Here is a 25,239-nt window from a genome sequence, read left to right as displayed (position 1 = left end):
TGCTGTGAGTTATGCGGCGGCCTGCGGGAAGAGGTCGCCGTCGCGGAGTCGGTCGCGCATTTCTGCTTCGACGAGGACGGGGATGAAGTCTTCGACGGTTGCGGTGCGCTTGTGTGCGCGGACGACGGCGTCGAATGCGTCGGTGATTTCGAGTGCGTCGTACTGTCCGGCGAACTCGGCGAGCAGGTCCTCGCGGATGTTACGCAGGGCGCGCTCGCGGATGATGCTGAAATCGATGTTGTTGTTGGCCACGGCTATACCTCCTTGATTCTGCGGTGCGTAACCTTTTGTTCATCTGGAGTTCACTTTAACCGCACAACACAATTCATGCAAGCTTTCAATCATGGGAGGTTCCAACTATCGGTTGCGGCGCAGCGTTGCTGGCACCGCGAGCCACAGTGCGAACAGTGCGATCCCCGCAGGTGGCAGCGGGTTCGCGGGCGCTTGCGTATCGACGACCCGCCCATCCGAACGCACCACCACCCCGATACCCATCTCGCGCAGCGCATCGGTGTCGTCGATGGCCGCTTGGGCGGCGACCCAGCGTGGTGATGGAGCGTCCACAACGACACCGTCGACGGTCAGCGCGCCGGATTCGACCACGTTCATGGCTTTGGGGGCGGGGTCGACGGTGGGGTGGTCGTCGATAAGCGTGAGCGTCGGGCGGGATTCAAAGAGGACGTCGCGGCCGTGGTGGTTGATGGCGGGGATCTCGACGGTGGTGGGGGTGAGTGCGGCGACGGCGACGGGCGCGTCGGGGACCTGCAGGAGCGCGAAGGTGGCAGCGGCGAGCGCGCGGCGGGGGCTCAAGGCGCCGGCGGCGGTGACCAGTGCGGGGATGGTGAGGATGAGCCACTTTTGGCCGTCGCGAAGCAGGCCGGCCCCGGGGACATGTGCGACCACCGGCCCCAGCAGGCCCGCCCAGGATGCGAGCGCGATGCAGAAGCCGACCCCGGCGAGCACGAGTAGGCGGCGGGGGACCTTGCGCCACGCCAGCACAAGCAGCACGAACAGTGCGATACCGAACAGGGCGAAGCCGGCCTCGCGGGAGGTGGGCACGGCGTGGGCGTTCCAGATCCCACCAAGGCCAACGAGCGCGCCGAGGGTGCCGGTGAGCCCTTCGGCGCGCGGGGCGAACACCTCGGCGGACACGGCCGATGAGGTGCCGCCCGCCCCGGCGAAGATGCCTGCGACGACCCACGGCGCGCAGGTCAGCGCGGTGGTCAGAGGGCTGCGGGCCACGCACGCGGCGGCGATGGCGCCGGTCGGTGTCAGTGACGCCAGCCAGTGCGCAAGCCCGGACATCGGGTGCACACCCAACGCCACCAGGGGCAGCAGCCAGGCCGCGGCGGCAAGCGACCACTGTCCCTGCAGCAGCCGTTCTACGACGAACGGGTTCCATACCGCCACCGTCATCGCCGCCGCTTGGCCAAGTGGAGTGCGGCCGAGTTTCCACCCCGCCCACGCGGCGGCCGCGGCGGCGGACACCATGAACACACGCAGGAACAACACCGGATACGGCAGGACGCCAAGCAGGGCGTCTTGGGGGACGTTGCGGGCGGGCAGGTCACCCCACCCCAACGAGGCGCGGGTGAGTTCCATCGCGTCGAAGACCATCATGTCCCGCAGCGCGAATGCCTCCCCGAGGACAAGAAACGGCCAGGTCAGCGCCAGAACCAGCAGGGCGCCATAGACCGGCGCCCACCACCTTTTAGCGGCGGCGCGCATAGGCCACCAGGCCAGCAATGAACGCCGCGGCCGCGATGAAGCGGGTGAGCACCGCCATGACTTGCAGGCCACGCAGCCAGGCCACGTCGCGGCGCGCGGCGTCGACAGCTGCTGCCTTGGTCTCCTCCGCAAGCACCCACTGCTCGGGCGGGCAGTCCCAGATCTCGTCGAGGATGCGGCCGGTGCGGCGTTCCGCGTCGACGGTGCGCACGCAATCGTTGGACAACGCAGCGGTGTACTTGTAGGTCTGCATGCCACGCACGTTGCCGGGACCTAAGTAATCCATGGGGACGTCTTGGCCGGAGGTGGTGTCGAACAGTGGGTAGGTGCGCCGTTCCGGCTGGTAGGGCAGCAGCGGGCCGAGCCCGGCGCGGCCTTTGGCGGGGAAGGCGGTGGAGGGGTCGATAAGAAAACTGTCCACGACATCGCCGTCGATGGCTACCTCGGCCAGCAAGGATTTGGGCTGTTTGGTCAGGGTGACGGTGCGGGAGCGGGTGTCGTCGAAAAGCATGGTGTGCTCGCCGGGCTGCAGGGTGCGCTGCTGTGCAATCACGATGGGGGAGGCGATGTTCAGCGCGGCGCAGACGACAATGATGCCCAGGCAGGTGGCTAATCGACGACGCAGGTTCACCCGCCTAACCCTACCGGGCGACTAGACTTTGCCCATCGTGAATCCAAGACCCGCTGTGTTGCCCGAGCTCGACGGCCTGCGTGCCGTGGCCGCGTACGGCATTGTGGCCACGCACGTCGCGTTTCAGACGGGGACTGGCTCGGCGGTGTTGGAGCGCTTTGACTACTTCGTGGCGGTGTTTTTCGCCCTCTCGGCGTTTTTGCTGGCGCGTGGCGGGATGCGGCCGGGCTACTACTCGCGGCGTGTTGCTCGCCTGGTGCCGGCGTACGTGGTGTGTGTGGCGGTGGTGCTGCTCGCGCTGCCGCCGCTCGCGGGGGTCAGCGCAGCGCAGGTGGTGGCGAATGTGCTGTTGGTGCAGGTCTATGTGCCGCATGCGCTTATCGACGGCCTCACCCAAATGTGGTCTTTGTGTATCGAAGTCGCCTTCTACATCGTGCTGCCGCTGTACCTGCGGCTGGGCGCGCGGGGCCGGTACGTGGCGCTGGCGGTGGCGGTGGCGGTCGGGTTCGTGTGGCCGTGGGCAGTCTCCGGCATTGCGGACCCGGCGGTGCTGAACCTGCAGATCTGGCCGCCGTCGTATGCGCTGTGGTTTGCGGTCGGGTTGGTGCTCGCCGAATTGGAGCGCGCCGGGGTGCGCTACGCAGGACCCCGCTGGCCGTTCGTGGTGTTGGCACTGCCGGTGGCGTGGGTGGCGGGCGTGATCGGCCCGCGCGGCCTGGAGCACCCGAGCCCGCTGGAATTTAACGTGCGGGTGGTACTCGGCGCGGTGTTCGCCGCCCTGCTGGTCGCACCCTTTGCGCTGGGGCAGAGGTTTGAGGGGACGGTGTTGTCGTCGAAAAGCATGCGCACGCTCGGCCACTGGTCGTACTCGGTGTTTTTGTGGCACATGGCGGTGCTGTACTTCGTGTTCCCCATGCTCGGCGTGCCCATGTTTTCGGGGCACTTCGTGCTGATCTTTACGACGACCACCCTGCTGAGCACCGCCGTTTCCTACATCTCTTATGAACTGGTGGAGGTACCCGGCGCGCGGCTGGTCAGGCAGGCCACGGCGAAGCAGGCGGCGAGGATGAGGAAGGTCGACGAGCCCGCGTAGTTCGCCGCCGGCCAGGGCGCACGTGCAAGCACGAGGCCGCACACGGTCATGGTGGCGGCGGCCAGGTGCGGCATCGGGATCACGGTGAAGCGGCGCACCAGCCACGCAAGCGCCACGGCGGCCGCGCCGGGCAGGGGTGCCACGGCGATGACGGCCAGGCCCGGCAGCCAGTTCGCACCGGGTGGGGGCGTGAAGCTTTCGAAGCGTCGCCACGGCACCCACAGGCACCGGGCGGTGACCAGCAGGCTCAGCAGGGTGCCGGCGACGAGCGAGTACCGGTAGGCGCCGTCGCCGGTGAAGAACATGTCGAACTCGGCGGTGGGCGTGCTGGCGGCATCGGAGGGGACGCGGAAGGCCTGGGCGTTGGCGTCGATACGCATGGGCTCGAGCGGGACGCCGCCGAGGGTGGCGCGCAGGCCTTCGTTGAACGCGCGGGTGGTCAGGATCATGCGCTCGCCCGTGTGGTTGGGCAGCGGCGCGCGCGAAAGCATGACGGTTTCGGCGCGGGTGACAATCTCGTGCGTGCCGGCCTCGAGGAACACGCGGCCGGCGTGGCGCTCACCGTCGATCGTCGCGGGTTGAGAGAGTGCCCATTCGCTGTCCACGGCGGTGGTGAAGCGGCGCTGGATCACGTCGGTGGCGGGGAAGCGGCGTTGGAAGAAGTAGCGGTCCGCGGTGCCGGGGACCTCGACGATGCGGCGGATGCCGGCGTCGAGTTCGCGGATGCCCACCGGTTCGGTCAGTTCCAGGCGGGTGGCGTCGCCGCGCGTGATGGTGCGTGGCTGGTCCTTGACCAGGGTGACGTTGCGGCATTCGCGGTTGCCGTTGCACAGCCGCACGGTGGTGTTCGCGGTGGCGGTGACCGTGACGGTGTCTTGCCGCGCGCCGAACTCGATCCACGCGTTGCGGTCGCCCGGCGCGGGCCACCAGGCGGTCTCGTGCAGGCCGTCGAAGGCTGCGGTCAGCGAGTTCGCGGGCACCGGACCACCGAAAGCGCCGGCGTCCGCGCGTGAGGACGACGCCCGCGCGAACCCGTCCATGTCCACCCCGGTGCGGGTGCCGGCGGAGGGGTAGTCCTTGACCCGGTTGCGCACGGTGGCGTCCTCCCACTCGTACTGCAGGGTGCCGGATTGCCCGTGGATCGTGCCGTAGTTGCGCACCGCAAGCGCCGGGGTATCGGTGATGATGTCGGGGTCCTCGCCGGTCAGGCGCGCCGGGAAGTAGCCGAGTTCGCGCCACAGCAGCGCGAGCACCTCGCCGCCGCCGTCGACGGCAATCGGCGCACGGTCGGTGTCCATGATGTCCGCATCCGGGTCCAGCAGGAAGATATCCACCTCCCCGAAGCTCGCGTCCGGCTCGCCCAGGTTCGGTGTGACAGGCTGGCGCTCGAGGTCGCGGCGCACCACCACCGCGCCCACGCCGATGGAGCGCAGCGCTTGCCTATCTGCGACCGCCACCTGCCCGTCCAGCCCACGAATCGCCTCCGGATCCACCAGCGGCACCGCATCCCTAAAGGCAAAACGCGTGCTGGTCAGCGCTTGGATCGGCTCGTCGCGCGTCCACCCCCAATGCTGGCGCGCAAAGGACGCGGCGGGCACCACCAACGTGCGCGTGCCTGCGGCGTGCTCCTCCAACCACTCACCGGCCGCCACCCAGTCTTCGGAGACCTCCGACCAGGTGCCCTCCGGCAGCAGGCGCAACGACCAGGCGGGCGCGAGCGCCACCGCAGCCGCCACCGCCACCCCAACCGCCTGCGGGCGACGCACGTGCGAAGCCACAAACCCCACCCCGAGCACTAACGGAAGCCGGACCAGCGGGTCGAACTTGTGGAGATTGCGCAGCGGGGCGAGGGTGTCGTCGTAAAGCGGTGCAAGCATTGGCGACGACCCCAACACCACAAACCCCACCACAAACACCGCAAGCAGCGGGAAGCGCCACGGCATGTCGCGCCGTGCCAAGCCCGCCAGGCCGAACGCGGCGATCAGGCAGGTGGCGATGATGAACACCGGCTCCGCAACCAACAGGTGACCGGCGGCGCGCTCCGTGTCCACGAACGGGGTCCAGCTGGTGGTGCCGCGCAGGATCTCCACCGGGTTGAGCCACGCGGTGGTCACATGCGCGGACTCGATGAAGTCTGTAAACGGCGGCGAATACATGCCCAGCACCAGAAGCGGGCCGATCCACCATGCCGACACCAACATCGCACCCAGTGTGAAGCGTGCAGCCTCGCGGAAGCGGCGCAGCGCCACCAGCAGCACAAACGCCGGCAGGCACGCCGCAATGGTCGCCGTTGCGTTGACCGCACCCATGCACGCCACCGCCACCACCGCCGGCGCCACCTGCGGGCGACGCTGCACCAGCGGCACCAACGTCCACGGCACAAGCGCCACCGGCCAGGCCTCCGAAGAAATCGCCGTCAGCGTGGTCAAAATCCTTGGGCTCAACGCGTACAGCAACGCCGCGAGCACCGGCGGCCACGTGCCCCTGATCCCGATGCGCCGCGCCAGCACCAACGTGCCCGAATATGCCACACCCAGCAACAACGCCCACCACGCGCGCTGCGTCAACCAGTCCGGCAACCACCCAAACAACCAGAAAAACGCGCCCTGCGGAAACAGGTACCCGTACGCCTGGTTTTGCACCTGGCCTAGCGGAAACTCATCCGTGTACGCCTGCGTCGCCCGCGCCAAAAACCGCGCCGGGTTGGCAACGAGATCAAACTTGGTGTCGGCCGCGACCTGTCCCGGCGGCTGCGCCAGCGCAAGCAGGGTCAGGACCAGCCACCCAAGAACATGGGCGCTTCTCGACGACCCCACCCAGCCCTACTTCCGCGAGCCGTACTCCGGCCCGCCAAGCACCGCATCATCAGCGGAAACAGCCGTATTCTCCGGCACCGTCGACTGGCCCGACGCCGCCGCGATACCCAGCACACCAACCACACCGAGCACAATGCCAACGACGGCGCTCGCCACGACAGGGGACGCGGCGTGGCGCTTCAGCGGCTCGGGGAGGTCAACGGTATGGGACATGTCGGAAAAGGCTACCAGCAGCGAGTAGAGTAAGGGCGTTTTCACACGCAATACAGGGGTCAATCACATGCGGAATCGAGCCGTCGCCGCACGCGCAGCGCACACCGTCGCGCTTGCCGCGTGCGTTGTGCTTGCCGCATGCAGCACCCCTGAGGAGGCGAACGACACCGCACCGGAACCCGCCCCAGAGGTGGTGACGGTGACGTCGACGGCGTCGGAGGGTGGGGTCGTCGATAAGCAAGAAGCTTCTGCGCTGCTCAGCCCCGCGCAACAACGCGTGCCCAAGGACCTGCGGGCGCGGGTGGCGTCGCTGATGGTGGTCGGCGTGACTAACTACGAGCAGGCGCGGTTTGCGCTCGACCAGGGTGCCGGCGGGCTGATCATCCCGAGTTGGGCGGACCCGCAGCTGCTCACCGAGTCGGGCCGCAACATCAATGCGCTGCGGGAACAGTACGACAGGCCGTTTGTCGTCGCCATCGATTTTGAGGGCGGCCGGGTGCAGCGCCACACCAACGTGCTGGGCAAATTCATGCCGCCGCGCGCGCTGGCCGGCACCCCGCCGGAAGTCATCCGCGGCACCGGTTGGGACATTGGCCGCTCCCTGCGGGCGCACGGCATCAACGTGGACTACGCGCCACTGTTGGACCTCGATGTGACCGACCTGGACATTGTCGGCGACCGCGCCTTCCACGGCGACCCGGCCGAAGTCGTGCGGGTTGCCACGCTGTTCTCCCAGGGGCTCACCGACGCCCAGGTCACGCCCACGTTCAAACACTTCCCCGGCCACGGGCGCGCCTCCGGCGACACGCACCACCAACTCGCCGTCACCCCGCCGCTGAACCAGGTCCGCGACCTAGACATGCGCCCCTACGGCCCGCTGCTGAAGCAGTTCCCGCGCTCTAGCGTCATGATGGGCCACATGATCGTGCCGGGCCTTGGCCCCGACGGCGTGCCCAGCTCCATGAACCCCGAGGCCTACCGCGTGCTGCGCGAGGGCGACTACCCCGGCGGAGTGCCCTTCAACGGGGTCGTGGTCACCGATGACCTGTCCGGCATGCGCGGCATCCTCGATTACGCGCCCACCCGCGACGCCGTCGCCCGCGCCATCGCCTCCGGCGCCGACCAGGCGCTGTGGTCCACGGGTAAGGATCTGCCCGCCATCATCGACCACGTCGTGTGGTGCGTGAACAACGGCTACATCGCCGAAGACCGCATCGATGAGGCAGCCACCCGCGTGCAGCAATTGCTTATCGACGACAACCTCTAACCCGCTTTTTCAAACATCTGCATTACCCTTGTTTGGGTGACTACGGTGAAGGCAACCTCGCACAAGGCGAGCAGCAAGGGACGCGGCGGCAAGATCGCGCTCGGTGTGCTGCTCGGCATCCTCGCCATCGCGCTCGCTGTGTACCTGGCGGATCTGGCGATGCACCGCGGCAACGTCCCGCGCGGCACCACCGTCGGCGGCGTGAACATCGGTGCGATGAAGCCGGACGAGGCTCGCGCGAAGCTCGAGGGTGAACTCGGCAGCGCTGCTGACAAGACCGTCGAGGTCCGCGCCGGCGACAAGACCGCCACGTTCGTGCCCGCGAAGTCCGGCCTGGACATCGACTACCAGGCCACCGTGGACGCCGCCGGCATCGAAACCGCCAACCCGATTACGCGCCTGCGCGGCCTGTTCACCACCCACGAGGTCGACGCGGTTCCGCGTATCGACGACACCGCCCTGAACCGCACCCTCGACCGCATCAGCGACGAACTGCACTTCGACCCCACCGACGGCACCATCCGCGTCGAAGCCGGCAAGGCCGAGACCACCAAGCCGATCAACGGCCAGAAGGTGGAGCGCGACCTGCTGCGCGAGGAGACCACCACCGGCTGGCTCAACCCGGACGGCATCGATGTCGAGCCGACCCCCGTGCCGCCCGCCATCGACGACGCTGTGATGAGCGCCGCCATGGACGGCCCCGTGCGTGCCGCCTTGGACGGCCCGCTGACGGTCACCGGCCGCGATGATCACAAGGCCGCTATCCCGCAGGAGCGGCTTGGCGAGGTGGTCAGCTTCCCCAACGTCGACGGCAAGATCGCCCCGAAAGTGAACGTCGAAGCCGCGCAAGCCATCCTGGCCGAGCAGCTCGCCGAGACCGAAGTGGAGATGCAAAACGCCCGCGTGCTCACCGGCGGCGGCGTCGAACCCTCCGTCGACGGCACCGCTGTGGACTGGGAGAAAACCCTCGCCGGCTTCAACGACCGCGTCCTCGGTTCCAAGGGGCGTTCCTGGGACGCCGACTACAAGCCGGTACCCGCGGACTTCACCACCGAAGAAGCGAACAACGCCACCTTCAACGAAGTGGTTGGCTCGTTTACCACCGGCGGCTACTCGGGTGCTTCGGGCACCAACATCGCCCTGGTGGCCAACACGGTCAACGGCGCGATTGTGAACCCGGGGGAGACGTTCTCCCTCAACGGCTACACCGGCCCCCGCGGCACCGCCCAGGGCTACGTCGAATCCGGCATCATCCTCAACGGGCGTGCCGACACCGCCGTTGGCGGTGGCATCTCCCAGTTCGCCACCACCCTGTACAACGCGGCCTACTTCGCCGGCATGACCGACGTTGCCCACACCCCGCACTCCTACTACATCTCCCGCTACCCGGCCGGCCGCGAAGCCACCGTGTACGAAGGCGCCATCGACCTGCAGTTCCGCAACGACAGCCCCTACCCGGTGCGCATCGCCACCAACGTCGGCGGCGGCCAACTCACCGTCAGCCTCATGGGAGTGAATACGGTCAACGTGCAGTCCATCAACGGCGGCCGCTGGGCCCAGACCAGCCCGCAGCCGGTCAACGTGTCCGGCCCGAACTGCTCGCCGTCCGGCGGCGCACCCGGGTTCACCACCTCGGATACCCGCATTATCTACGACCTCGCCGGCAACGAACTCTCCCGCGAAACCCAGACCACCGTCTACGACCCGCAGCCCATCGTCCGCTGCGGGTAGGGGAGCGGGGGCCGCACCACTTGACACTAGACTGCTTGGTCTATATTGTGTCGTTTTGGATCAAGAAATCTGACGGATAAGGCCCCTCGGCTCGTCGATTAGCAACCGCGCTCATCGCGCACGGTGCTCCCGAGGGAAGATCCGCCGGCACGCGCAACCGCCGCGCCGGAAGAGCGATATTTCAAGGAGCATCATGTCTTTTGGCATGCCCACCGACTGGACCCCAGCCACCCTCAGCAGCATGGACGGGCTGACCTTTGCGTTTACGCTTGATGAGACGGGTGAGGTGGTCGTCGCAGAGTTTGATAGCGCTGCGCAGGGCCACGAATTCGTCGCCAACACCGGCGCGACATTCGAATACTCGCCAAGCGCCGCCGCCGTACGCGTTGGCGACGACGCCGTCCCCTTCCCCAAACGCCCCGCCACCCGCCGCACCTGCACCTACCGCGAATGCGACCAACGCACCCGCGGCCACAACCAGCACTACATTCCCGTGCTGCGCGCCATGAACCAAAAATTCTGCTGGTTCCCCATCGACATCCTCGCCCACGACGGCACCACGCTCACATTCCGCGTGAGCACACCACTTGGCGACGACACCATCACCGCCCACAACCACAACCCCGAAGACCTCGCACTCGCGCAGGAATACAACCCCGACTGGAAGATCCTGCGCTACACGGTTGATGGTGGCGGCTACCGCGCCATCCTGCTGTCGGATAAGCCCGTCACGGCGTGCACGACGGAAGCGTGAGGGGTTTAAGACTCCTCGTCCGGGATGTCTGTTACGCGGGGTGTTAAACGGGCTCGGTCTGCAAGAATCCGGCGGTCAATCTGCTTCATGGTCTCGACCAGTTTTGCGTCAGCTTCGGCTAGATTGTCGGATTCCCGACCAGCATTAAATAGCTCGTAGCGTTCTTTGGCTAGTCTGTTGGCCTCTTCGCGCGAGATTCTTCCGCGATCCTTCAACGGCTCGAAGCCATTGAATTCAATAAACGAATCGGTCTTCTCCAACCAATCCTTCATGTAGATAGGGCTTCTCATACGAGTCTGGAGGTCTGCATATTCCAAAAACTGGGAAACTAGCAGGTTGAGTGTGGTGAGCTCGGAATTTGTTAGATAGTTTTTTGCGGTGGTTACATCACCTTTCCGTACCACTTTCCCCTTGAAAGTGGATAACCCCAGGTTGTCGGCTCCGGGGTCGCAACGTGTCGCAATGATTTCTGAAGCAGTTTGACCGGTAACTGCGTAATGGAGTTTGTCCTGAATCCAGCTGAAAATCCCGCGTGTTTTGGGACTATCTTTGTTGTAGTCCGTAGCAAGCGCGACAATGTCTCGTAGTTTGAGGTAGAGGCGAGCTTCGGAGGATCGAATATCCCGGATTCGCGCGAGTAGCTCGTCGAAATAATCGGTTCCGCGGGGGTCTTTGAGCTTTTCGTCGTTGAGGACGAAACCTTTTCTCAAATACTCCTGGAGTATTTCACTGGCCCAGCGTCGGAACTGATTTCCTCTTGGTCCTTTAACTCGGTAGCCGACAGCAACAATCGCATCCAGATTGTAATGTTTGAGTGTTCGCGAAACATCGCGATCTCCTTCAGATCGAACTATTTGAATTTCTTTAATAGTTCGATCCCTGCTCAGCTCGTTTTCGGCGTAGATATTCTTGAGGTGAATGCTCACGCTTGCCGGAGATATATCAAAGAGATCTGCGACTTCACTTTGAGTCATCCATACTGATTTGTCGACAACTCGCAGATGGACTTCCGTTAATCCGTCCTCGGTCTGGTAGATGACAAACTCGCCGTGATCCGTCGAGTCTAATTTGACCGTCCGCTGATCCATTTCGCCCCCAAAAATAACCAGTGCCTTGGAGCCGGCGACGGGAATCGAACCCGCACTCTCAGCTTGGGAAGCTGATGTTCTACCACTAAACTACGCCGGCAGCTTTTACGACTTTAGCACTGCAGGAACCGGCTCCAAAAACCGGGCAAGGGGTGGGGAAGTACACTCTGTGTCGTGCTGCTTTCAGATCACGACATTCGCGAATCCATTGACTCCGGCCACCTCGGCATCGACCCCTTCGATCCGTCGATGGTCCAACCGAGTTCGGTTGACGTGCGCCTGGATAAGTTCTTCCGAGTCTTTAATAACTCGAAGTACACGCACATTGATCCGAAGCAGGAGATGCCGGACCTGACAACGCTCGTCGAGGTTTCCGACGACGACGCCTTCGTCCTTCACCCCGGCGAGTTCGTCCTCGCCTCCACGCTGGAATGCTTCACGCTGCCCGCGGACCTGGCCGGTCGCCTCGAGGGCAAGTCCTCGCTGGGCCGCCTGGGTCTGCTGACCCACTCCACCGCGGGCTTCATCGACCCGGGCTTCTCTGGGCACATCACGCTGGAACTGTCTAACGTGGCCAACCTGCCGATCACGCTGTGGCCTGGCATGAAGGTCGGCCAGCTCGCGCTGTTCAAGATGACCTCCCCGGCTGACACTCCGTACGGCTCGGGTGCGCTCGGCTCGAAGTACCAGGGCCAGCGCGGCCCGACACCGTCGAAGGCGTATCTGAACTTTCAGTAGGGCTGGTGGTGCATCGTCTAGCTAGACGGTCCGAACTGCTAGACGATCCGCCCGCCTTGTCTGCGTTTCCCCAGGTCATGTTGAAGATGGTTTGCAATACGGTGCGAATCGTCTAGCAGCCTGCCGAGGGAACTAGACGATCAACCCCGCCACCGCGTCGCCCTGCAGCCTCCGCACCGCCACGGCATAATGGCCACCATGCGACTGACTGTGATCGGCACTGGTTATCTTGGCGCGACGCACGCGGCGTGCATGGCGGAGTTGGGCCACGAGGTGCTTGGCGTCGACGTGGACGAGCACAAGATTGAGGCGCTGAAGAACTCCACGGTGCCGTTCTACGAGCCGGGCCTTCCCGAGGTGCTGGAGCGCAACATCGACGCAGGTCGCCTCAGCTTTACGACGAATTACGACGAGGCTGCCGCCTTCGCCAACGTGCACTTCATCGGGGTGGGCACGCCGCAGCAGCGCGGGTCGTATGCGGCGGATACGCGCTTTGTCGAGGCGGTTATCGACGACCTCGTGCCCAAACTGCACGGCCACCACGTCATCCTGGGCAAGTCCACGGTCCCGGTCGGCACTGCAGCGGCACTGCAGGAACGCGCAGACGATCTGACTCGTCGCGCCGGCCGAGGCGCGACCGTGGAGATCGCCTGGAACCCGGAGTTCCTGCGCGAGGGATACGCCGTCAAGGACACCATCGAGCCCGACCGGATCGTATTAGGACACCGCACCGAGAACTCCCACGCGGAGGAAATCGCCCGCGAGGTGTACGCGACGCCGCTGGCCAACGGCACCCCGTTTATCGTCACCGACCTGCAGACGGCGGAGTTGGTGAAGGTGTCGGCGAACGCGTTTTTGGCCACGAAGATCTCGTTTATCAACGCGGTGAGCGAGGTCTGCGAGATCGTCGGCGCAGACGTGACCCAACTCGCAGACGCGATTGGTTACGACGACCGCATCGGCCGCAAATTCCTCGGCGCCGGCCTCGGCTTCGGCGGGGGTTGCCTGCCGAAGGACATCCGTGCGTTCATGGCGCGCGCCGGCGAGGTCGGCGCGGACCAGGCGCTGACCTTCCTGCGCGAGGTAGATGCGATCAACATGCGCCGCCGCCAGCGGGTGGTGGACATGGCACGCGAGGAACTCGGCAGCCTGATCGGCCGCAACATCACGGTGCTGGGTGCAGCGTTTAAGCCGAACTCGGACGACGTGCGCGACTCGCCAGCCCTTGCCGTGGCGGGCCAACTCTCCCTGGCCGGCGCGAACGTCACCGTCTTCGACCCGCAGGCGATGGACAACGCCCGCAAGGTCTTCCCAACCCTCGATTATGCCGACACGCTCGAAGAGGCGCTGCGCGGCGCGGAGCTGACCATCCTCGCTACCGAATGGGGGCAGTTTAGGGAGATGGATCCGGAGTGGGTTGCTGGGGTCGTCGAAAAGCAATTGCTTATCGACGCCCGAAACGTCCTGGACGTACAACAATGGCGCAACGCCGGATGGGAAATGCGGGCGCTCGGACGCACCCTCTAGTCGACGAAACCGCGTGCCTGACAACAACTACAGATTATTAAGGCATGATGGGGCGCATGCCTAAGGACAAGTCAGGAAACTTTGCCAAGGTCGCCCTCGGCAGCGTCGCAGCGGCGTTGGGCGGCGTGGCCATCCACGACCTCACTCAGACCAAAAACCCGGTCCTGCGCAACTACCCCGTACTCGGGCACATGCGCACCCTGCTCACCGACATCGGCCCCGAACTGCGCCAATACTTCATCGAACGCGACTGGGACGGCCGCCCCTTCAACCGCGATCAGCGCAACGCAATTTACGAACGCGCAAAGGGCATGCAAAGCGAAACGTCCTTCGGCACCGTCCAGGACGTCTACGCCACCAACCACGAACACCTCGTACATACGCTCGCGCCTGTCGACGAACCCTCCGAACCGCCCCGCACCCTCATCGGCGGCAAGGACTGCACCCAGCCGTACTCCATCTCCATGCTGAACGTGTCCTCCATGAGCTTCGGCTCCCTGTCCAAAAACGCCGTGCGCGCACTGAACAAAGGCGCGGCCATGGGCGGCTTCGCCCACAACACCGGCGAAGGCGGCGTCTCCCCGTACCACAAGGAATTCGGCGGCGACCTCGTCTGGCAGATGGGTACCGGCTACTTCGGCGCCCGCACCCACGACGGCGACTTCGACCCCGCTAAGTTCCGAGACCGCGCCGCCGACGACCAGGTCAAGATGGTCGAACTGAAAGTCAGCCAAGGCGCCAAGCCGGGCATCGGTGGCGTGCTGCCAGCCGACAAGATCACCAAAGAAGTCTCCGAAATCCGCGACGTGCCCATGGGCAAGGACTGCATCAGCCCCGCAGCCCACCGCGTGTTCAGCACCCCTGTCGAACTCATCGAATTCATCGCGAAGATGCGCGAACTGTCCGGCGGTAAACCGGCGGGGTTCAAGTTGTGTGTGTCGAGTCGTCGAGAAGTACTTGCCATTTGCAAGGCCATCCGCGAGGTCGGCACCGCACCCGACTTCATCGTCGTCGACGGATCCGAAGGCGGCACCGGTGCCGCCCCCATCGACTTCGAAGACCACATGGGCATGCCACTGACCCACGGCTTGATGACCGTGCACAACGCACTCGTCGGCACCGGCCTGCGCGACCAAATCAAACTCGGCGCGTCCGGCAAAGTCGCCGGCGGCTCCGACATCGTCATGCGCATGATCCAAGGCGCCGACTACACCAACTCCGCCCGCGCCATGATGATGGCCGTCGGCTGCATCCAGGCACAACGCTGCCACACCGGCGAATGCCCCACTGGCGTCGCCACCCAAGACCCGCGCCGCAACCGCGCCGTTGTGGTCAAGGACAAGTCCCAGGCGGTGTACAACTACCACAAGACCACCGTCAACACCGCCGTGCGCCTCATGGCCTCCATGGGAGTCACCGACCCGGCGGATCTCACCCCCGAGATGCTGCGCCGCAACATCTCCCCGACCGAGTCCCGCTCCTACGCCTCCATCTACGAATGGCTGCGGCCGGGCCAGCTGCTCGAAGACCCGCCGTCATCCTGGGCACAGGAGTGGAAGGCCGCGTCGCCGGATACCTTCCGTCCGGTGTAGGTGGGGTGCTGTCTGCCGGCGGGGCCGTTAACAACCTCTCGCGGCTGACAAAGTACGGCGGAATGTGTCAGTGACCGGCATCGTGCCTGGTCAAAAATCGACCCTGACAGATTTTGTGGAATCTGTCAGGGACGGAGCCTCAACGCCCGTAGCCGGCGGGCGTGCAAAATAGTTCCCGACCTCAGTGCGAAACCGGGAACTTTCTTACCTCGCCGGGGTGCCGACCTGGGCGAATGTCGTCGAGAAGGGGCCGATACCCCCAAATAGTTCCCCGGCCGGGAACTATTTTGCGGGAGCTGCAGGGGGCATCAGGTCAGATCATCGATGGAAACTTCCCTGTCAAGGTTCATACGCTCACAGAAGTCTTCGTCGTGGCTGACGAGAAGAACCGCACCTGCATAACTCTCAAGAGCGGAGACAAGCCAATTCACGGTTGAGATATCGATGTTGTTGGTGGGCTCGTCGAGAAGCAATAGCTGCGGAGCAGGCGACGAAAGAAGAACACGGGCAAACTCAACGCGGAAACGCTCACCACCCGAAAGCGTTCCAATAGGCGCGTGCACAGTCTCATTCTGAAACAACAGTTGCGCGAGTTGGTCCCGAATATACTGCGGGTCAGCAGACGCGTTGGCCTCCGAGACCAATTCCAAAACTGACCGGTTGGGGTCAAGAACAATGCGTTGCCGGAGGTACCCCACATTCCTAATCACATACCCCGCGCTACCGTCTGCAACAGAGTTGAGCAGGGTCGTCTTTCCGCTGCCGTTCGGCCCAGTGATCCGGACACGCTCGGGGCCCACAACAGTGAGCCCTGGGATTTCCATAACACGGGTTCCGTTCGGAAGCGCCGTACCGGGAAGCTCAATGAACACATGTTGATCGTCGCGAACCTTGTCTTGCGCGTGCCGATACGCAGCGAGAGACGACTCCACAGACTCGGCATGAGCCGCACCACGCCGAGCAGCAGTCTTCTCCGACCGATCCTTGTCCAGCCCCATCGCCATGCCAGGTTTGCGTTTGTTAGCCGCGAACTTCTTTCCGCGACGAGCGTCCCGAGCAATGCGAGTTTGCATCGCCTCACGCTCCCGAACCTGCCTACTGTGAACCGCCTTCTTGTCCCGCACCTCCCGCATCGCTGCGTCCTGTTCGTTGGCCAGAGTTTCGCAATAGGCGGAGTAGTTGCCGGGGAAAAGACGTAGCTTCCCGTCGTGAAGTTCTGCAATTTCGTCCACGGAATCCAACAAGTCGCGATCGTGGCTCACCACAATTGCAGGAACGTTGGATTTGGAAAGAGAACGGATCAGCTGGGCTTTTGCTTCCGAATCGAGGTTGTTTGTTGGCTCGTCCATCACGATGAAATCGGGGTTGTCAGACATGAGCGCAGCTAGTGCAACACGAACAGCCTCTCCACCGGACATGGTAGACAGCGGCCTGTCCAAGTTGAGCGGGAGGCCGTGAGCGGACAACACAGCCTGAGTCTCTTCAGCAGCATCCCACCGGTCGCCAATAAGCTCGAACAATTCGGGATTGAACTGGCCACCTTCGACGGCGTTGATTGCCTCGATGATTTCGGTAACCCCAAAGACGTCCGAAACCGTAGTGTCCGGTTGCAGCCCAAGATCCTGAGGTAGGTAAGCGACTTTCGACGGGCGTTCGACCGAACCCGTGCTCGGCTGTAGCTCGCCGAGAATGACCCTGATCAGAGTCGTTTTTCCGGAACCGTTATCGCCGATTAAGCCGGTCAGGTGACTTGAAAATATGGCATTCAAGTCCGAGAAGCAGGAGGTTCCGTTAGGCCACTCGAGGGAGACGTTATTTAGGGAAATAGGCATGCTCATTCAACTTTCTGTTTCGTGTTAGGCGGAAACACGGAACATGAGCACGGCCTACTCCTTCCTTCGGGGACAATTCCTCGTCGATACTATGGCAGCGTCCGTTTGGGGTCAAGGGGTTTGTGCTGCTGTAAGTCGGGGTAGGTGTCGGCCACTCACAACCCCTCGCGGCTGACAGATTGCGGCGGAATGTGTCAGCGACCGGCATCGCGCCTGGTCAGAAATTGGCCCTGACAGATTTTGTGGAATGTGTCAGGGAGGAGGCCTTAACACCCGTAGCAGGCGGGCGTGCAAAATAGTTCCCGGCCTCAGCGCGAAACCGGGAACTATTTTGTCTCAACGGCGTGCCGACCTGGGGGAATGCCGGCGAGAAAGGGTCGAAACCCCCAAATAGTTCCCCGGCCGGGAACTATTTTCGGAAAGGGGCGCCCAACCGCCAACCGCCAACCGCCAACAACCCCTAGTGCTGGTGGTAGTCCGCCAGGAAGTTGCCGAGGCGCTCGATGGCGTTTTCCAACTGGGACGCCCACGGCAGGGTGACCACGCGGAAGTGGTCGGGGGTGGGGTAGTTGAAGCCGGTGCCTTGGACCATGAGGATCTTCTCGGATTTGAGGAGGTCGAGCATGAATCGTTCGTCGTCGTGGATGTTGTACATTTCGGCGTCGATTTTGGGGAAGCAGTACAACGCACCCTTGGGTTCGACGACGGAGATGCCGGGGATCTCTCGCAATTTCCGGACGGCGATGTCGCGCTGTTTGCGCAGGCGGCCGCCGACGCCGGTGAGTTCGTAGATGGACTGGCGGCCGCCCAAGGCGACCTGGATGGCGTGTTGGCCGGGCACGTTGGCGCACAGACGGGTACCCGACAATAGATCAAGCCCTTCGATGAATCCCTTGGCGCGGCGGCGCGGGCCGGTTACGACCATCCATCCGGCGCGGTACCCGCAGACGCGGTACGCCTTGGACAGGCCGTTGAAGGTGATGCAGAGGAGGTCGGGGGCGACTTCGGCCATGGAGATGTGCTTGGCGTCGTCGTAAAGTACGCGGTCGTAGATTTCGTCGGCAAGGACCATGAGCTCGTGCTCGCGGGCGATGTCGGCGATGCCTTCTAGGATCTCGCGGGAGTAGACGGCGCCGGTGGGGTTGTTGGGGTTGATGACCACGATCGCCTTGGTGCGGTCGGTGATCTTCGAGCGAATGTCTTCCAGGGATGGGTTCCAGTTGTCCTCTTCGTCGCAACGGTAGTGGACGACGTTGCCGCCGGCGAGCGTGGAGGCGGCGGTCCACAGCGGGTAGTCGGGGGCGGGGATGAGGATTTCGTCGCCGTCGTTGAGCAGGGCTTGGGTGACCATGCTGATCAGTTCGGACACACCGTTGCCGAGGTAGACGTCGTCGATGTCGAAGTGCGGGAAGTCTTCGATCATTTCGTAGCGGGTGACCACTGCGCGGCGGGCGGAGGTGATGCCTTTGGAGGTGGTGTAGCCCTGGGAGGTGGGCAGGTTGGCGATCATGTCGCGCATGATCACGTCGGGCGCCTCGAAACCGAAGACGGCGGGGTTGCCGGTGTTGAGTTTCAGGATGGTGTGCCCGTCACGTTCCATCTGCTCGGCGGTGGCGGTGACGGGGCCGCGGATGTCGTAGAAGACGTTCTTGAGTTTTTCCGCCTGGTCGAAATGGCGGTGCGGTTTCAGTGGCTCGCTCATGGGTTACCACTGTAGGCCGGGTCTACTTCCGGCGGAAGCGATTGACGGTGTCTTGCGCGATGTTGAGCGCGTCGTTGGTCATTTGGTTGATTTGGTCTTTGCGTTGTGCGCGCATGAGGGCCTGCTGGTGGACTTGGGCGGCTTCGATTTCGAGTTGTCGGCGTTTGATTTCTTGGCGGCGCTGTTGTTCGAGTTGGCGCAGGCTGGGGGTGTACCAGGAGTCGGGCCCAACCTTCATTACGTAGAGCAGGATGAACAGGGTGGGGATGATCAGTAGCGACAGGCCGGACAGCGCAGTTGATCCCGCGGCTCCGAAGATGCTCACCAGGCCGATGGAGCCGATGGTGCCGAGCCAGAACACGCCGGCGCGGGTGCGGCGCCCGGAGCGGCGTGCCTGCATGATTTCGGCTTGGCTGTACAGGACCGCATCGTCGGACACTTGCTTATCGACGACCCCACGCCCCCGGCCCGTCGGCAAATCCCCCAAAATCGGCTGCAGGTCCTGCTGCGTTTGGGCCTCGGCGACGGCTTGGCACCGGTTGTCAAACTCGGCCATGTCCAACCGGCCTTCGCCGAGCGCGCGGCCGAGGATGTCCATGGCGTCCATGCGCTCTTGGTCGCCGATGCGGAAGTTGCCGTAAGGGGTGCTCATGGACGTGATGTTAGTTCAATGCGTGCCACTGTTCGTCGATACCTGTGGTGCCGTCGGCGAAGCGCTGCTTTGTGGCGTCGTAGACCTCCTCGGGCAGTTGGTAGAAGTACACGCGCGGCATGACGGCTTCGGCGTTGTCGAGGTAGGTGGTGACAAACTCGCCGACGTTGTCCTTCTTCGCCGATTCCGCGTTGACGTAGATGAACAGCGGGCGCGACAGGGGGTAGTTGCCGCTCTTGGCTTCGTCGGCGGTGGGGGCGATGCCGTCGACGAGTACGTTGTCGATCTTGTTGCGCACCGTGCCCTCGGTGGCTAGGTAGTTGCCGATGCCCATGAAACTCAGGCCGTTGATGTCTTCGGAGACCCACGCGGACAGTTCTTGGATGTCGTCGCTGGATTGGTAGTCGTCGCGGATGGTGTCGTTGCCAAGCACCATGTCCTCGAACACGCCGAGGGTGCCGGAGCCGGTGGGGCGCCCGTAGAGGTTGATTTTCTCGTTCGGCCAAGATGGGTCGATGTCGGACCAGGTGGTGACGGTGGATTCCTTCGACCAAATGTCGTGGAGTTGCTCGACGGTGAGGTCGGCGGCCCAGTCGTTGTCGGCGTGTTTGACGATGGTGATCGCGTCCAGCCCAATCGGCAACTCGAAGAAGTCCACGCCGGACTCGGCGCATTGTGCCTGGTAGTCCACGGAGGATTCGCTGCCGGGAATGGCGACGGAGGCGTTGTTGATGTCGGCGTCGCCTGCGCAGAACTTGTCAAAGCCGTCGGTCGAACCGACCGCCTCAAGCTCGGCGTCGAAGTTGTAGCGGTTGAGCATGTAGCGGGTGATGGGCTCGACTGTCGACGAGCCCGTGATGGTGAACGCCTCGCCGGAACCGGAACCCGAGCCGGAATCGGAGCAGGCGCCCAGCGTCAGCGCCGTCGCGGCCGCGAGCGCGGCGGTGAGGGTTTTACGCATCGTTGGCATCGTTGTGGCCCTTTCGCATCTCGACGCGGAACTCGCGAAGCAGTTTGAACAGGCTCGACCAGGACCCTTGCGCGTTGGCCCAGTATTCGGGGAAGTTCTCCAGTTCTTCTTCCTGCTCAGGGGTGACGTTCGGGTTGGTTTTCTTGTAGCGCACGTGGTCGGTGTCGGCGTCGGTGTCGTCGTTAAGTAGTGCTTGGTTGGTGGCGTGGCGGGCGGCGAGCTCGTCGCGAAGTTCTGCGGCGGTTTCCTCGAGCTCGTTGAGCAGGGCCACAAGGGCGTTGTCGGGGGCTTCGTTCTGGATAAGTTCCTGCGCGATGGGCGACAGGTCTGGCGTCTGGTTCGCGTCGGTCATGGTGCTGCTCCTTAGGTGAGCGCGTTGGAGATGAAAACGGCGAGGATCGGGATAGCGAAGAACACTCCGCCGATCCAGAGGAAGACGTAGAGCTTGTTCTTTACGGCGAGGCCGGCGAGCCAGTCAGAACCGGCCGGCGGCAGTTTGCTCATGAACGGGATGCCAAGGATCACGGCTGCGGCGCACACGTTGAATAGGGTGTGCACCAGCGCGCCTGCCATGGCGGCTTCGGCGTCCGCGCCGGAGACAGCGAACGCGGCGATCAGGCCGGTGACGGTGGTGCCGATGTTCGCGCCGACCACGAACGGGAACAGCGTGCGGACCTCGAACTTGCCGGAGGCCGCCAGCGGCACCGTCAGCGCGGTGGTGGTGGAGGAGGACTGCACCAGGGTGGTGATTACCGCGCCGGAGAGCAGGCCGACAAACGAGTTCTTACCCAGCGCGGCGTAGAGGATCTCTTGGGCCTTGCCCACCAGCAGGGCGTTGAGCAGGTTGCCGATGAACTGGATGGACCACAGAATCAGCGCGATGCCGACGATGGACAGGACGATGCCGCCCCACATGTCGCCAAGCGGGGAAACAAGACTGCCAGCCAGGGCAACGAGCGGTTCGGTGATGGTATCCAGCCCGTCGCCGATGGCCTCGAAGGCACCGGCGACAACACCTTCGCCCTGGCCGCTCAGCGACGGCGCGATCGCCGACGCGGTGCGCGACAAGAAGCCGGTGAAGATCTCCAGCGGGAAGAAGATCAAGATGGCGATGAGGTTGAAGAAGTCGTGCACGGTCGCCATGGAGAAACCGTTTTTGAACTGGGTCTTGTTACCCGCCAGGCCGAGCGCGACCAGGGTGGAGGTCACCGAGGTGCCCATGTTGGCGCCGAAGAGCATCGGCACCGCAATGCTCAGCGGTAGGCCACCGGCGATCATGCCGACCACAATCGAGGTGGTGGTCGACGACGACTGAATAATCGCCGTGGCCACCACACCAATGGCAAGGCCGACGAACGGGTTCTCGGCAAACGAGAACAGTTCCTTGGCCTGGTCGCCGGCAACCATTTTGAAGCCGTCACCGATCATGCCCACGCCGTTGAGCAGCAGCCAAACACCGAGCGCTACGGCGATCCAGTTCGCGGCCTGCTTGGCGGCGCCGTCGAGAGGCAAAAAGCCCAGTGGATCCTTGGGAGCGTCATCCTTCCGGGTGGCGGTGTTCTCCGGGTTTTCCGGTGCTGCTTCCTTAAGCGCGGTGCCCCCGCCCGCTGCGTTGCTGTTCATGCTCGCCCAATCACTCGTGTACGGCAGTCGTTCGCGCTGACCGTACACACGCAGAGTGAAATCTGGGTGAACGCTGGGAGAACTTTCTAGTCTTCTCCGAATTGCGATTGGTGCAGTTTCCAATACGCGCCTTGCTTTGCGACGAGCTCAGCGTGACTGCCCTGCTCCACAATGGCGCCCTTTTCCATGACGAGAATGGTGTCGGCGCCGCGGATCGTCGACAAGCGGTGTGCGATGACGAATGAGGTGCGGTTGGAGCGCAGCGCGTTCATCGCCTGCTGGACCAGCACCTCGGTGCGGGTGTCCACTGAGGAGGTGGCTTCGTCGAGAATCAGCAGCGCAGGCTGGGAGAGGAACGCGCGCGCGATGGTGATCAGCTGGCGCTCACCTGCGGAGATAGACCCGCCGTCTTGGTCGACGATGGTGTCGTACCCCTCTGGCAGTGCGCGCACGAAACGGTCCACGTAGGTGGCCTTCGCAGCTTCGATGACTTCCTCGTCGGTGGCGTCGAGGCGACCGTAGCGGATGTTTTCCATGATCGTGCCCTTGAACAGCACGGCGTCTTGCAGCACCATGCCGATCTGGCTGCGCAGCTCGGCGCGTGGCATGTCTCGGATGTCGGTGCCGTCGATGGTGATCGCACCCGCGTCGACGTCGTAGAACCGCATGATCAGGTTCACCAGCGTGGTCTTGCCGGCGCCGGTCGGTCCGACGATCGCGGCGGTCTGGCCCGGCTCGACGCGGAGGTTCAGGTGTTCGATGAGTGGGGGAGCGTCCGTGTAGGAAAAGGACACGTCGTCGAACTCCACTAGACCTTCGACGCGGCCGTCCATGCGGGCTTGGGCGTGGTCCTCAACCTCTTCCTCAGCGTCGAGCAGTTCGAAGACGCGCTCGGCGGACGCAACGCCGGATTGCAGCATCTGCATCATGCCGGCGATCTCCCCGAGCGGCTGGTTGAACTGGCGGGAGTATTGGATGAAGGCGGTGGCATCGCCAAGCGTGAGCCTGCCGGAGGCGACCTTCACACCACCGAGCACCGCGATGGCCACGTACGACAGGTAGGAGACGAACTGCATGATCGGGTGCATCGAGTTGGCCAGGAACTGCGCCTTCTGGGCAGCACCTGCGAGTTCCTCGTTGCGTTCGTCGAACTGGGCGCGCAGCTGGTCGGTACGGCCGAAGATGACCGCCACGTCATGGCCGGAGAAGGACTCCTCGACATGCCCGTTGACGTCGCCGGTGGCCTTCCACTGGGTGGTGAACTGCTTCTGGCTTCGCGTGCCTACCACCGCCATGGCCAGGCCGGTCAGCGGAATGGCAAGCAGGGCGACGAGTGCCAACTGCCAGGAGATGGCGAACATCATGACCAGGATGCCAACGACGGTCAGGATCGCGTTGAACAGCGAGGACAACGACTGCTGTAGGGCTTGCTGGACGTTGTCTACGTCGTTGGTTGTGCGCGACATGACGTCGCCACGCTGACGGGTATCAAAGTAGGACAGCGGCAGGCGGTTGATCTTCGCTTCAACCCGTTCGCGCAGGCTGAACACCGCTCGGATGGATAGTTTGTTCAGGATCGCGCCCTGGGCCCACATCAGCACCGCAGAGGCCAAGTACAGCGCCAGGACCAGCACGATCAGGTCGCGGAGACGGTCAAAGTCGATGCCGCTGCCCGGGGTCAGTTCCATCGCGCCGGCCATGTCCGCGAACCGATCCTGCCCGGCCGCCCGCATCGCTTCGACGGCTTGTTCCTTGGTGGTGCCGGGCGGGAGTTGCTTGGACACCACGCCGGAGAAGATCACGTCCATGGCACGACCCATCACGCGAGGTGCAAGCACGCCCAACAGGACAGACAGGGCGTTCATGACAAACACCGCTGTCAGCGCCGCCTTGTAGGGGGCGAGCAGCCCAAGGAGGCGTTTCGCGGACGGCCAGAAGTTCTTCGCCTTGCGTGGCGCCTTGCCGGAGAAGTCGTCGCCGGCCATCTTCTCTTCGTATTCGGCGAGTTGCTCATCAGACAACTCGGTCATGTGCTCACTCATGCGTCCACCTCCGCCTGGCTGCGTTCGATCTGACGGTAGGTCTCGGACTGCGCCAGCAGTTCTTCATGCGTGCCGCGGGCGACGATGCGCCCGGCCTCCATGACCAGGATCTGATCCGCATTGCGTATCGACGCCACCTTCTGCGCCACCACAATCACCGTCCGCTCCTGAACCGTCTCGCGCATCGCGGCGTTCAGGTTTGCCTCGGTGGTGGCATCCAGCGCGCTAAACGAGTCGTCGAACACATACACCTTCGGGTCCGCCACCAGCATCCGCGCAATGCACAGACGCTGGCGCTGACCACCGGAAACGTTCGTGCCGCCCTGGGAGATCGGCATGTCCAGATCCTCCACGAACGACGCCTGCGCGGTCCGCAGCGCCGCCCACAACTGTTCATCCGTGGCGTCGGGGTTGCCCATGCGCAGGTTCGAGGCCACCGTTCCCGAAAACAGCCACGGCTTCTGCGGCACCATCGCCACCGCCCGCACGAGATCGGCGCGAGGCATGGTGGTCACCGGGGTGTCGTCGATAAGCACACGCTCTGACGTGGGCGAATACAACCGCGGCAGCAGCCCCACCAGCGTGGTTTTGCCACTGCCGGTCGCGCCGATGATCGCCGTGGTCGTGCCCGGACGCGCCTCAAACGAAACCTCCTCCAGCACGGGCTTTTCCGCGCCGGGGTAGGTGTACGAGACATCCTCGAAGCGCACGACGCCATTGCTTATCGACGACCCCACCGTCGCCGGCGCCTTCACCTCATGCCCAAGCACCTCCTCGATGCGGGTGGCGCACACGATCGCGCGCGGCAGCATCATCAGCATGAACACGCCCATCATCACCGCCATGAGGATCTGCATGAGGTACTGCATAAACGCGGTAAGGGAGCCGACTTCGACCAGGCCGTCGTCGACACGATGCCCGCCAAACCACAACACAGCCGCCGTGGCCAGGTTCAGGATCAACATGATCGCCGGGAACATCGTCACAAACACCCGCCCGATGTTCAGGCTCAGCCTGGAGATGTCCTCGTTGGCCTCCGTGAAACGCTGCGCCTCGAACTCCTCGCGGCCGAACGCACGCACCACACGGATGCCGGCGATCTGCTCACGCAACAGACCGTTGATGTTGTCCAGCTTCTTCTGCATGCGCTTGAACAGCGGCATCAGGATCGCGGCGGTGATCCCCACCACGACGGCGAGGACGATGACCGCCGTGACCACCAGCCACGACATACCCGCAT

The 25,239-nt window shown here is 63.9% G+C and carries 21 protein-coding genes, 1 tRNA gene and 1 riboswitch; of the genes, 7 read left to right on the top strand and 15 right to left on the bottom strand.

Features of this window, described 5'->3' with window-relative positions; translation table 11 throughout:
* Window positions 1-9: 9 nt before the first annotated feature.
* The 3 genes from HMPREF2690_RS00975 to HMPREF2690_RS00965 all read right to left on the bottom strand — a co-directional run bounded on the left by HMPREF2690_RS00975 (window position 10) and on the right by HMPREF2690_RS00965 (window position 2,359).
* Entirely contained in the window at window positions 10-252 is a 243-nt protein-coding gene (locus HMPREF2690_RS00975; RefSeq protein WP_246818849.1) for a three-helix bundle dimerization domain-containing protein, read from the bottom strand.
* Between the two features lie 105 nt (window positions 253-357).
* Window positions 358-1,728 carry an MmpA family trehalose lipid delivery protein gene (locus HMPREF2690_RS00970; protein WP_070819904.1) on the bottom strand — a complete coding sequence of 457 codons (1,371 nt, stop codon included), beginning with the start codon at window positions 1,726-1,728 and terminating at the stop codon, window positions 358-360.
* Window positions 1,712-2,359 carry a porin PorA family protein gene (locus HMPREF2690_RS00965; protein WP_070819903.1) on the bottom strand — a complete coding sequence of 216 codons (648 nt, stop codon included), beginning with the start codon at window positions 2,357-2,359 and terminating at the stop codon, window positions 1,712-1,714. Before HMPREF2690_RS00965 ends, HMPREF2690_RS00970 begins: the two co-directional genes overlap by 17 nt.
* 37 nt (window positions 2,360-2,396) lie before the next feature.
* Between HMPREF2690_RS00965 and HMPREF2690_RS11615 the strand changes: the two genes are divergently transcribed.
* Window positions 2,397-3,452 (top strand): acyltransferase family protein, encoded by a 1,056-nt coding sequence (locus HMPREF2690_RS11615; RefSeq protein ID WP_246819484.1) that lies wholly within the window; start codon window positions 2,397-2,399, stop codon window positions 3,450-3,452.
* On the opposite strand, the gene HMPREF2690_RS00955 is transcribed toward HMPREF2690_RS11615, so the two are convergent.
* Both HMPREF2690_RS00955 and HMPREF2690_RS00950 read right to left on the bottom strand, forming a co-directional pair.
* Window positions 3,359-6,268, bottom strand: a complete 2,910-nt coding sequence (locus tag HMPREF2690_RS00955; RefSeq protein ID WP_070819901.1) for an alpha-(1->3)-arabinofuranosyltransferase domain-containing protein — start codon at window positions 6,266-6,268, stop codon at window positions 3,359-3,361. The two genes, HMPREF2690_RS11615 and HMPREF2690_RS00955, sit on opposite strands and share 94 nt — an antisense overlap.
* Before the next feature lie 6 nt (window positions 6,269-6,274).
* On the bottom strand, window positions 6,275-6,481 hold the full coding sequence (locus HMPREF2690_RS00950) for a DUF2613 domain-containing protein (RefSeq protein ID WP_070482275.1): 207 nt from the start codon (window positions 6,479-6,481) through the stop codon (window positions 6,275-6,277).
* Window positions 6,482-6,548: 67 nt separating this feature from the next.
* Here HMPREF2690_RS00950 and HMPREF2690_RS00945 point away from each other — a divergent pair, with 67 nt between their 5' ends.
* The 3 genes from HMPREF2690_RS00945 to HMPREF2690_RS00935 all read left to right on the top strand — a co-directional run bounded on the left by HMPREF2690_RS00945 (window position 6,549) and on the right by HMPREF2690_RS00935 (window position 10,233).
* Complete coding sequence (locus HMPREF2690_RS00945; protein WP_070819900.1) at window positions 6,549-7,748, top strand: glycoside hydrolase family 3 N-terminal domain-containing protein; 1,200 nt, start codon at window positions 6,549-6,551, stop codon at window positions 7,746-7,748.
* 159 nt (window positions 7,749-7,907) lie between these two features.
* The gene (locus HMPREF2690_RS00940; protein WP_083320272.1) at window positions 7,908-9,479 is read left to right on the top strand and encodes a VanW family protein; all 1,572 of its coding nucleotides are present in this window, start codon (window positions 7,908-7,910) and stop codon (window positions 9,477-9,479) included.
* A gap of 58 nt (window positions 9,480-9,537) precedes the next feature.
* Window positions 9,538-9,659: riboswitch (SAM riboswitch) on the top strand.
* A 13-nt stretch (window positions 9,660-9,672) separates the two neighbouring features.
* Window positions 9,673-10,233 (top strand): hypothetical protein, encoded by a 561-nt coding sequence (locus HMPREF2690_RS00935; protein ID WP_070819899.1) that lies wholly within the window; start codon window positions 9,673-9,675, stop codon window positions 10,231-10,233.
* A gap of 5 nt (window positions 10,234-10,238) precedes the next feature.
* On the opposite strand, the gene rhuM is transcribed toward HMPREF2690_RS00935, so the two are convergent.
* Complete coding sequence (rhuM, locus tag HMPREF2690_RS00930) at window positions 10,239-11,321, bottom strand: RhuM family protein (protein WP_070423299.1); 1,083 nt, start codon at window positions 11,319-11,321, stop codon at window positions 10,239-10,241.
* 26 nt (window positions 11,322-11,347) lie between these two features.
* A tRNA-Gly gene (locus HMPREF2690_RS00925) sits at window positions 11,348-11,421 on the bottom strand.
* A gap of 74 nt (window positions 11,422-11,495) precedes the next feature.
* On the opposite strand from HMPREF2690_RS00925, the gene dcd reads away from it, so the two are divergent.
* From dcd to HMPREF2690_RS00910, 3 genes are all read left to right on the top strand, one after another.
* Window positions 11,496-12,059: a dCTP deaminase gene (dcd, locus tag HMPREF2690_RS00920; RefSeq protein WP_070423298.1), complete on the top strand. Its 564-nt coding sequence runs from the start codon at window positions 11,496-11,498 to the stop codon at window positions 12,057-12,059.
* Between the two features lie 198 nt (window positions 12,060-12,257).
* A complete protein-coding gene (locus HMPREF2690_RS00915; RefSeq protein WP_070819956.1) occupies window positions 12,258-13,586 on the top strand; it encodes a UDP-glucose dehydrogenase family protein in 1,329 nt (442 codons plus the stop codon).
* Between the two features lie 56 nt (window positions 13,587-13,642).
* On the top strand, window positions 13,643-15,178 hold the full coding sequence (locus tag HMPREF2690_RS00910) for an FMN-binding glutamate synthase family protein (protein WP_246819483.1): 1,536 nt from the start codon (window positions 13,643-13,645) through the stop codon (window positions 15,176-15,178).
* Window positions 15,179-15,486: 308 nt separating this feature from the next.
* On the opposite strand, the gene HMPREF2690_RS00905 is transcribed toward HMPREF2690_RS00910, so the two are convergent.
* From HMPREF2690_RS00905 to HMPREF2690_RS00870, 8 genes are all read right to left on the bottom strand, one after another.
* Window positions 15,487-17,010, bottom strand: a complete 1,524-nt coding sequence (locus HMPREF2690_RS00905; protein WP_070819955.1) for an ABC-F family ATP-binding cassette domain-containing protein — start codon at window positions 17,008-17,010, stop codon at window positions 15,487-15,489.
* Window positions 17,011-17,470: 460 nt separating this feature from the next.
* The gene (locus HMPREF2690_RS00900) at window positions 17,471-18,712 is read right to left on the bottom strand and encodes a pyridoxal phosphate-dependent aminotransferase (protein ID WP_070819897.1); all 1,242 of its coding nucleotides are present in this window, start codon (window positions 18,710-18,712) and stop codon (window positions 17,471-17,473) included.
* Between the two features lie 22 nt (window positions 18,713-18,734).
* Entirely contained in the window at window positions 18,735-19,364 is a 630-nt protein-coding gene (locus HMPREF2690_RS00895; protein ID WP_070819896.1) for a DUF1707 SHOCT-like domain-containing protein, read from the bottom strand.
* A 10-nt stretch (window positions 19,365-19,374) separates the two neighbouring features.
* Window positions 19,375-20,325, bottom strand: coding sequence for a substrate-binding domain-containing protein (locus tag HMPREF2690_RS00890; protein ID WP_070819895.1), 951 nt, complete (start codon window positions 20,323-20,325; stop codon window positions 19,375-19,377).
* Entirely contained in the window at window positions 20,318-20,686 is a 369-nt protein-coding gene (locus HMPREF2690_RS00885) for a hypothetical protein (protein WP_070819894.1), read from the bottom strand. The genes HMPREF2690_RS00890 and HMPREF2690_RS00885 overlap by 8 nt, the downstream gene beginning before the upstream one ends.
* An 11-nt stretch (window positions 20,687-20,697) precedes the next feature.
* On the bottom strand, window positions 20,698-21,957 hold the full coding sequence (locus HMPREF2690_RS00880) for a Na/Pi symporter (protein ID WP_070819954.1): 1,260 nt from the start codon (window positions 21,955-21,957) through the stop codon (window positions 20,698-20,700).
* An 86-nt stretch (window positions 21,958-22,043) separates the two neighbouring features.
* Window positions 22,044-23,999: an ABC transporter ATP-binding protein gene (locus HMPREF2690_RS00875; protein ID WP_305764500.1), complete on the bottom strand. Its 1,956-nt coding sequence runs from the start codon at window positions 23,997-23,999 to the stop codon at window positions 22,044-22,046.
* Window positions 23,996-25,239: ABC transporter ATP-binding protein (locus HMPREF2690_RS00870; protein WP_070819893.1), on the bottom strand; the 1,244-nt coding region annotated here is incomplete at its 5' end. The genes HMPREF2690_RS00875 and HMPREF2690_RS00870, both read right to left, overlap by 4 nt.

Origin of the sequence: Corynebacterium sp. HMSC034E11 (assembly GCF_001835905.1) — a bacterium.
Taxonomy (GTDB): Bacteria; Actinomycetota; Actinomycetes; order Mycobacteriales; family Mycobacteriaceae; genus Corynebacterium; species Corynebacterium coyleae.
The sequence above is the reverse complement of the archived record's forward strand: the minus strand, read 5'-3'. Positions and strand labels throughout refer to the sequence as shown.

Coding starts and splice junctions, on each gene's coding strand:
- HMPREF2690_RS00940 (WP_083320272.1), top strand. CDS start 7,908: ATGCACCGCGGCAACGTCCCGCGCGGCACCACCGTCGGCGGCGTGAAC.
- HMPREF2690_RS00905 (WP_070819955.1), bottom strand. CDS start 17,010: ATGCCTATTTCCCTAAATAACGTCTCCCTCGAGTGGCCTAACGGAACC.
- HMPREF2690_RS00935 (WP_070819899.1), top strand. CDS start 9,673: ATGTCTTTTGGCATGCCCACCGACTGGACCCCAGCCACCCTCAGCAGC.
- HMPREF2690_RS00945 (WP_070819900.1), top strand. CDS start 6,549: ATGCGGAATCGAGCCGTCGCCGCACGCGCAGCGCACACCGTCGCGCTT.
- HMPREF2690_RS00885 (WP_070819894.1), bottom strand. CDS start 20,686: ATGACCGACGCGAACCAGACGCCAGACCTGTCGCCCATCGCGCAGGAA.
- HMPREF2690_RS00890 (WP_070819895.1), bottom strand. CDS start 20,325: ATGCGTAAAACCCTCACCGCCGCGCTCGCGGCCGCGACGGCGCTGACG.
- HMPREF2690_RS00910 (WP_246819483.1), top strand. CDS start 13,643: ATGCCTAAGGACAAGTCAGGAAACTTTGCCAAGGTCGCCCTCGGCAGC.
- HMPREF2690_RS00915 (WP_070819956.1), top strand. CDS start 12,258: ATGCGACTGACTGTGATCGGCACTGGTTATCTTGGCGCGACGCACGCG.
- rhuM (WP_070423299.1), bottom strand. CDS start 11,321: ATGGATCAGCGGACGGTCAAATTAGACTCGACGGATCACGGCGAGTTT.
- HMPREF2690_RS00895 (WP_070819896.1), bottom strand. CDS start 19,364: ATGAGCACCCCTTACGGCAACTTCCGCATCGGCGACCAAGAGCGCATG.
- HMPREF2690_RS00970 (WP_070819904.1), bottom strand. CDS start 1,728: ATGCGCGCCGCCGCTAAAAGGTGGTGGGCGCCGGTCTATGGCGCCCTG.
- HMPREF2690_RS00900 (WP_070819897.1), bottom strand. CDS start 18,712: ATGAGCGAGCCACTGAAACCGCACCGCCATTTCGACCAGGCGGAAAAA.
- HMPREF2690_RS00875 (WP_305764500.1), bottom strand. CDS start 23,999: ATGAGTGAGCACATGACCGAGTTGTCTGATGAGCAACTCGCCGAATAC.
- HMPREF2690_RS00880 (WP_070819954.1), bottom strand. CDS start 21,957: ATGAACAGCAACGCAGCGGGCGGGGGCACCGCGCTTAAGGAAGCAGCA.
- HMPREF2690_RS00950 (WP_070482275.1), bottom strand. CDS start 6,481: ATGTCCCATACCGTTGACCTCCCCGAGCCGCTGAAGCGCCACGCCGCG.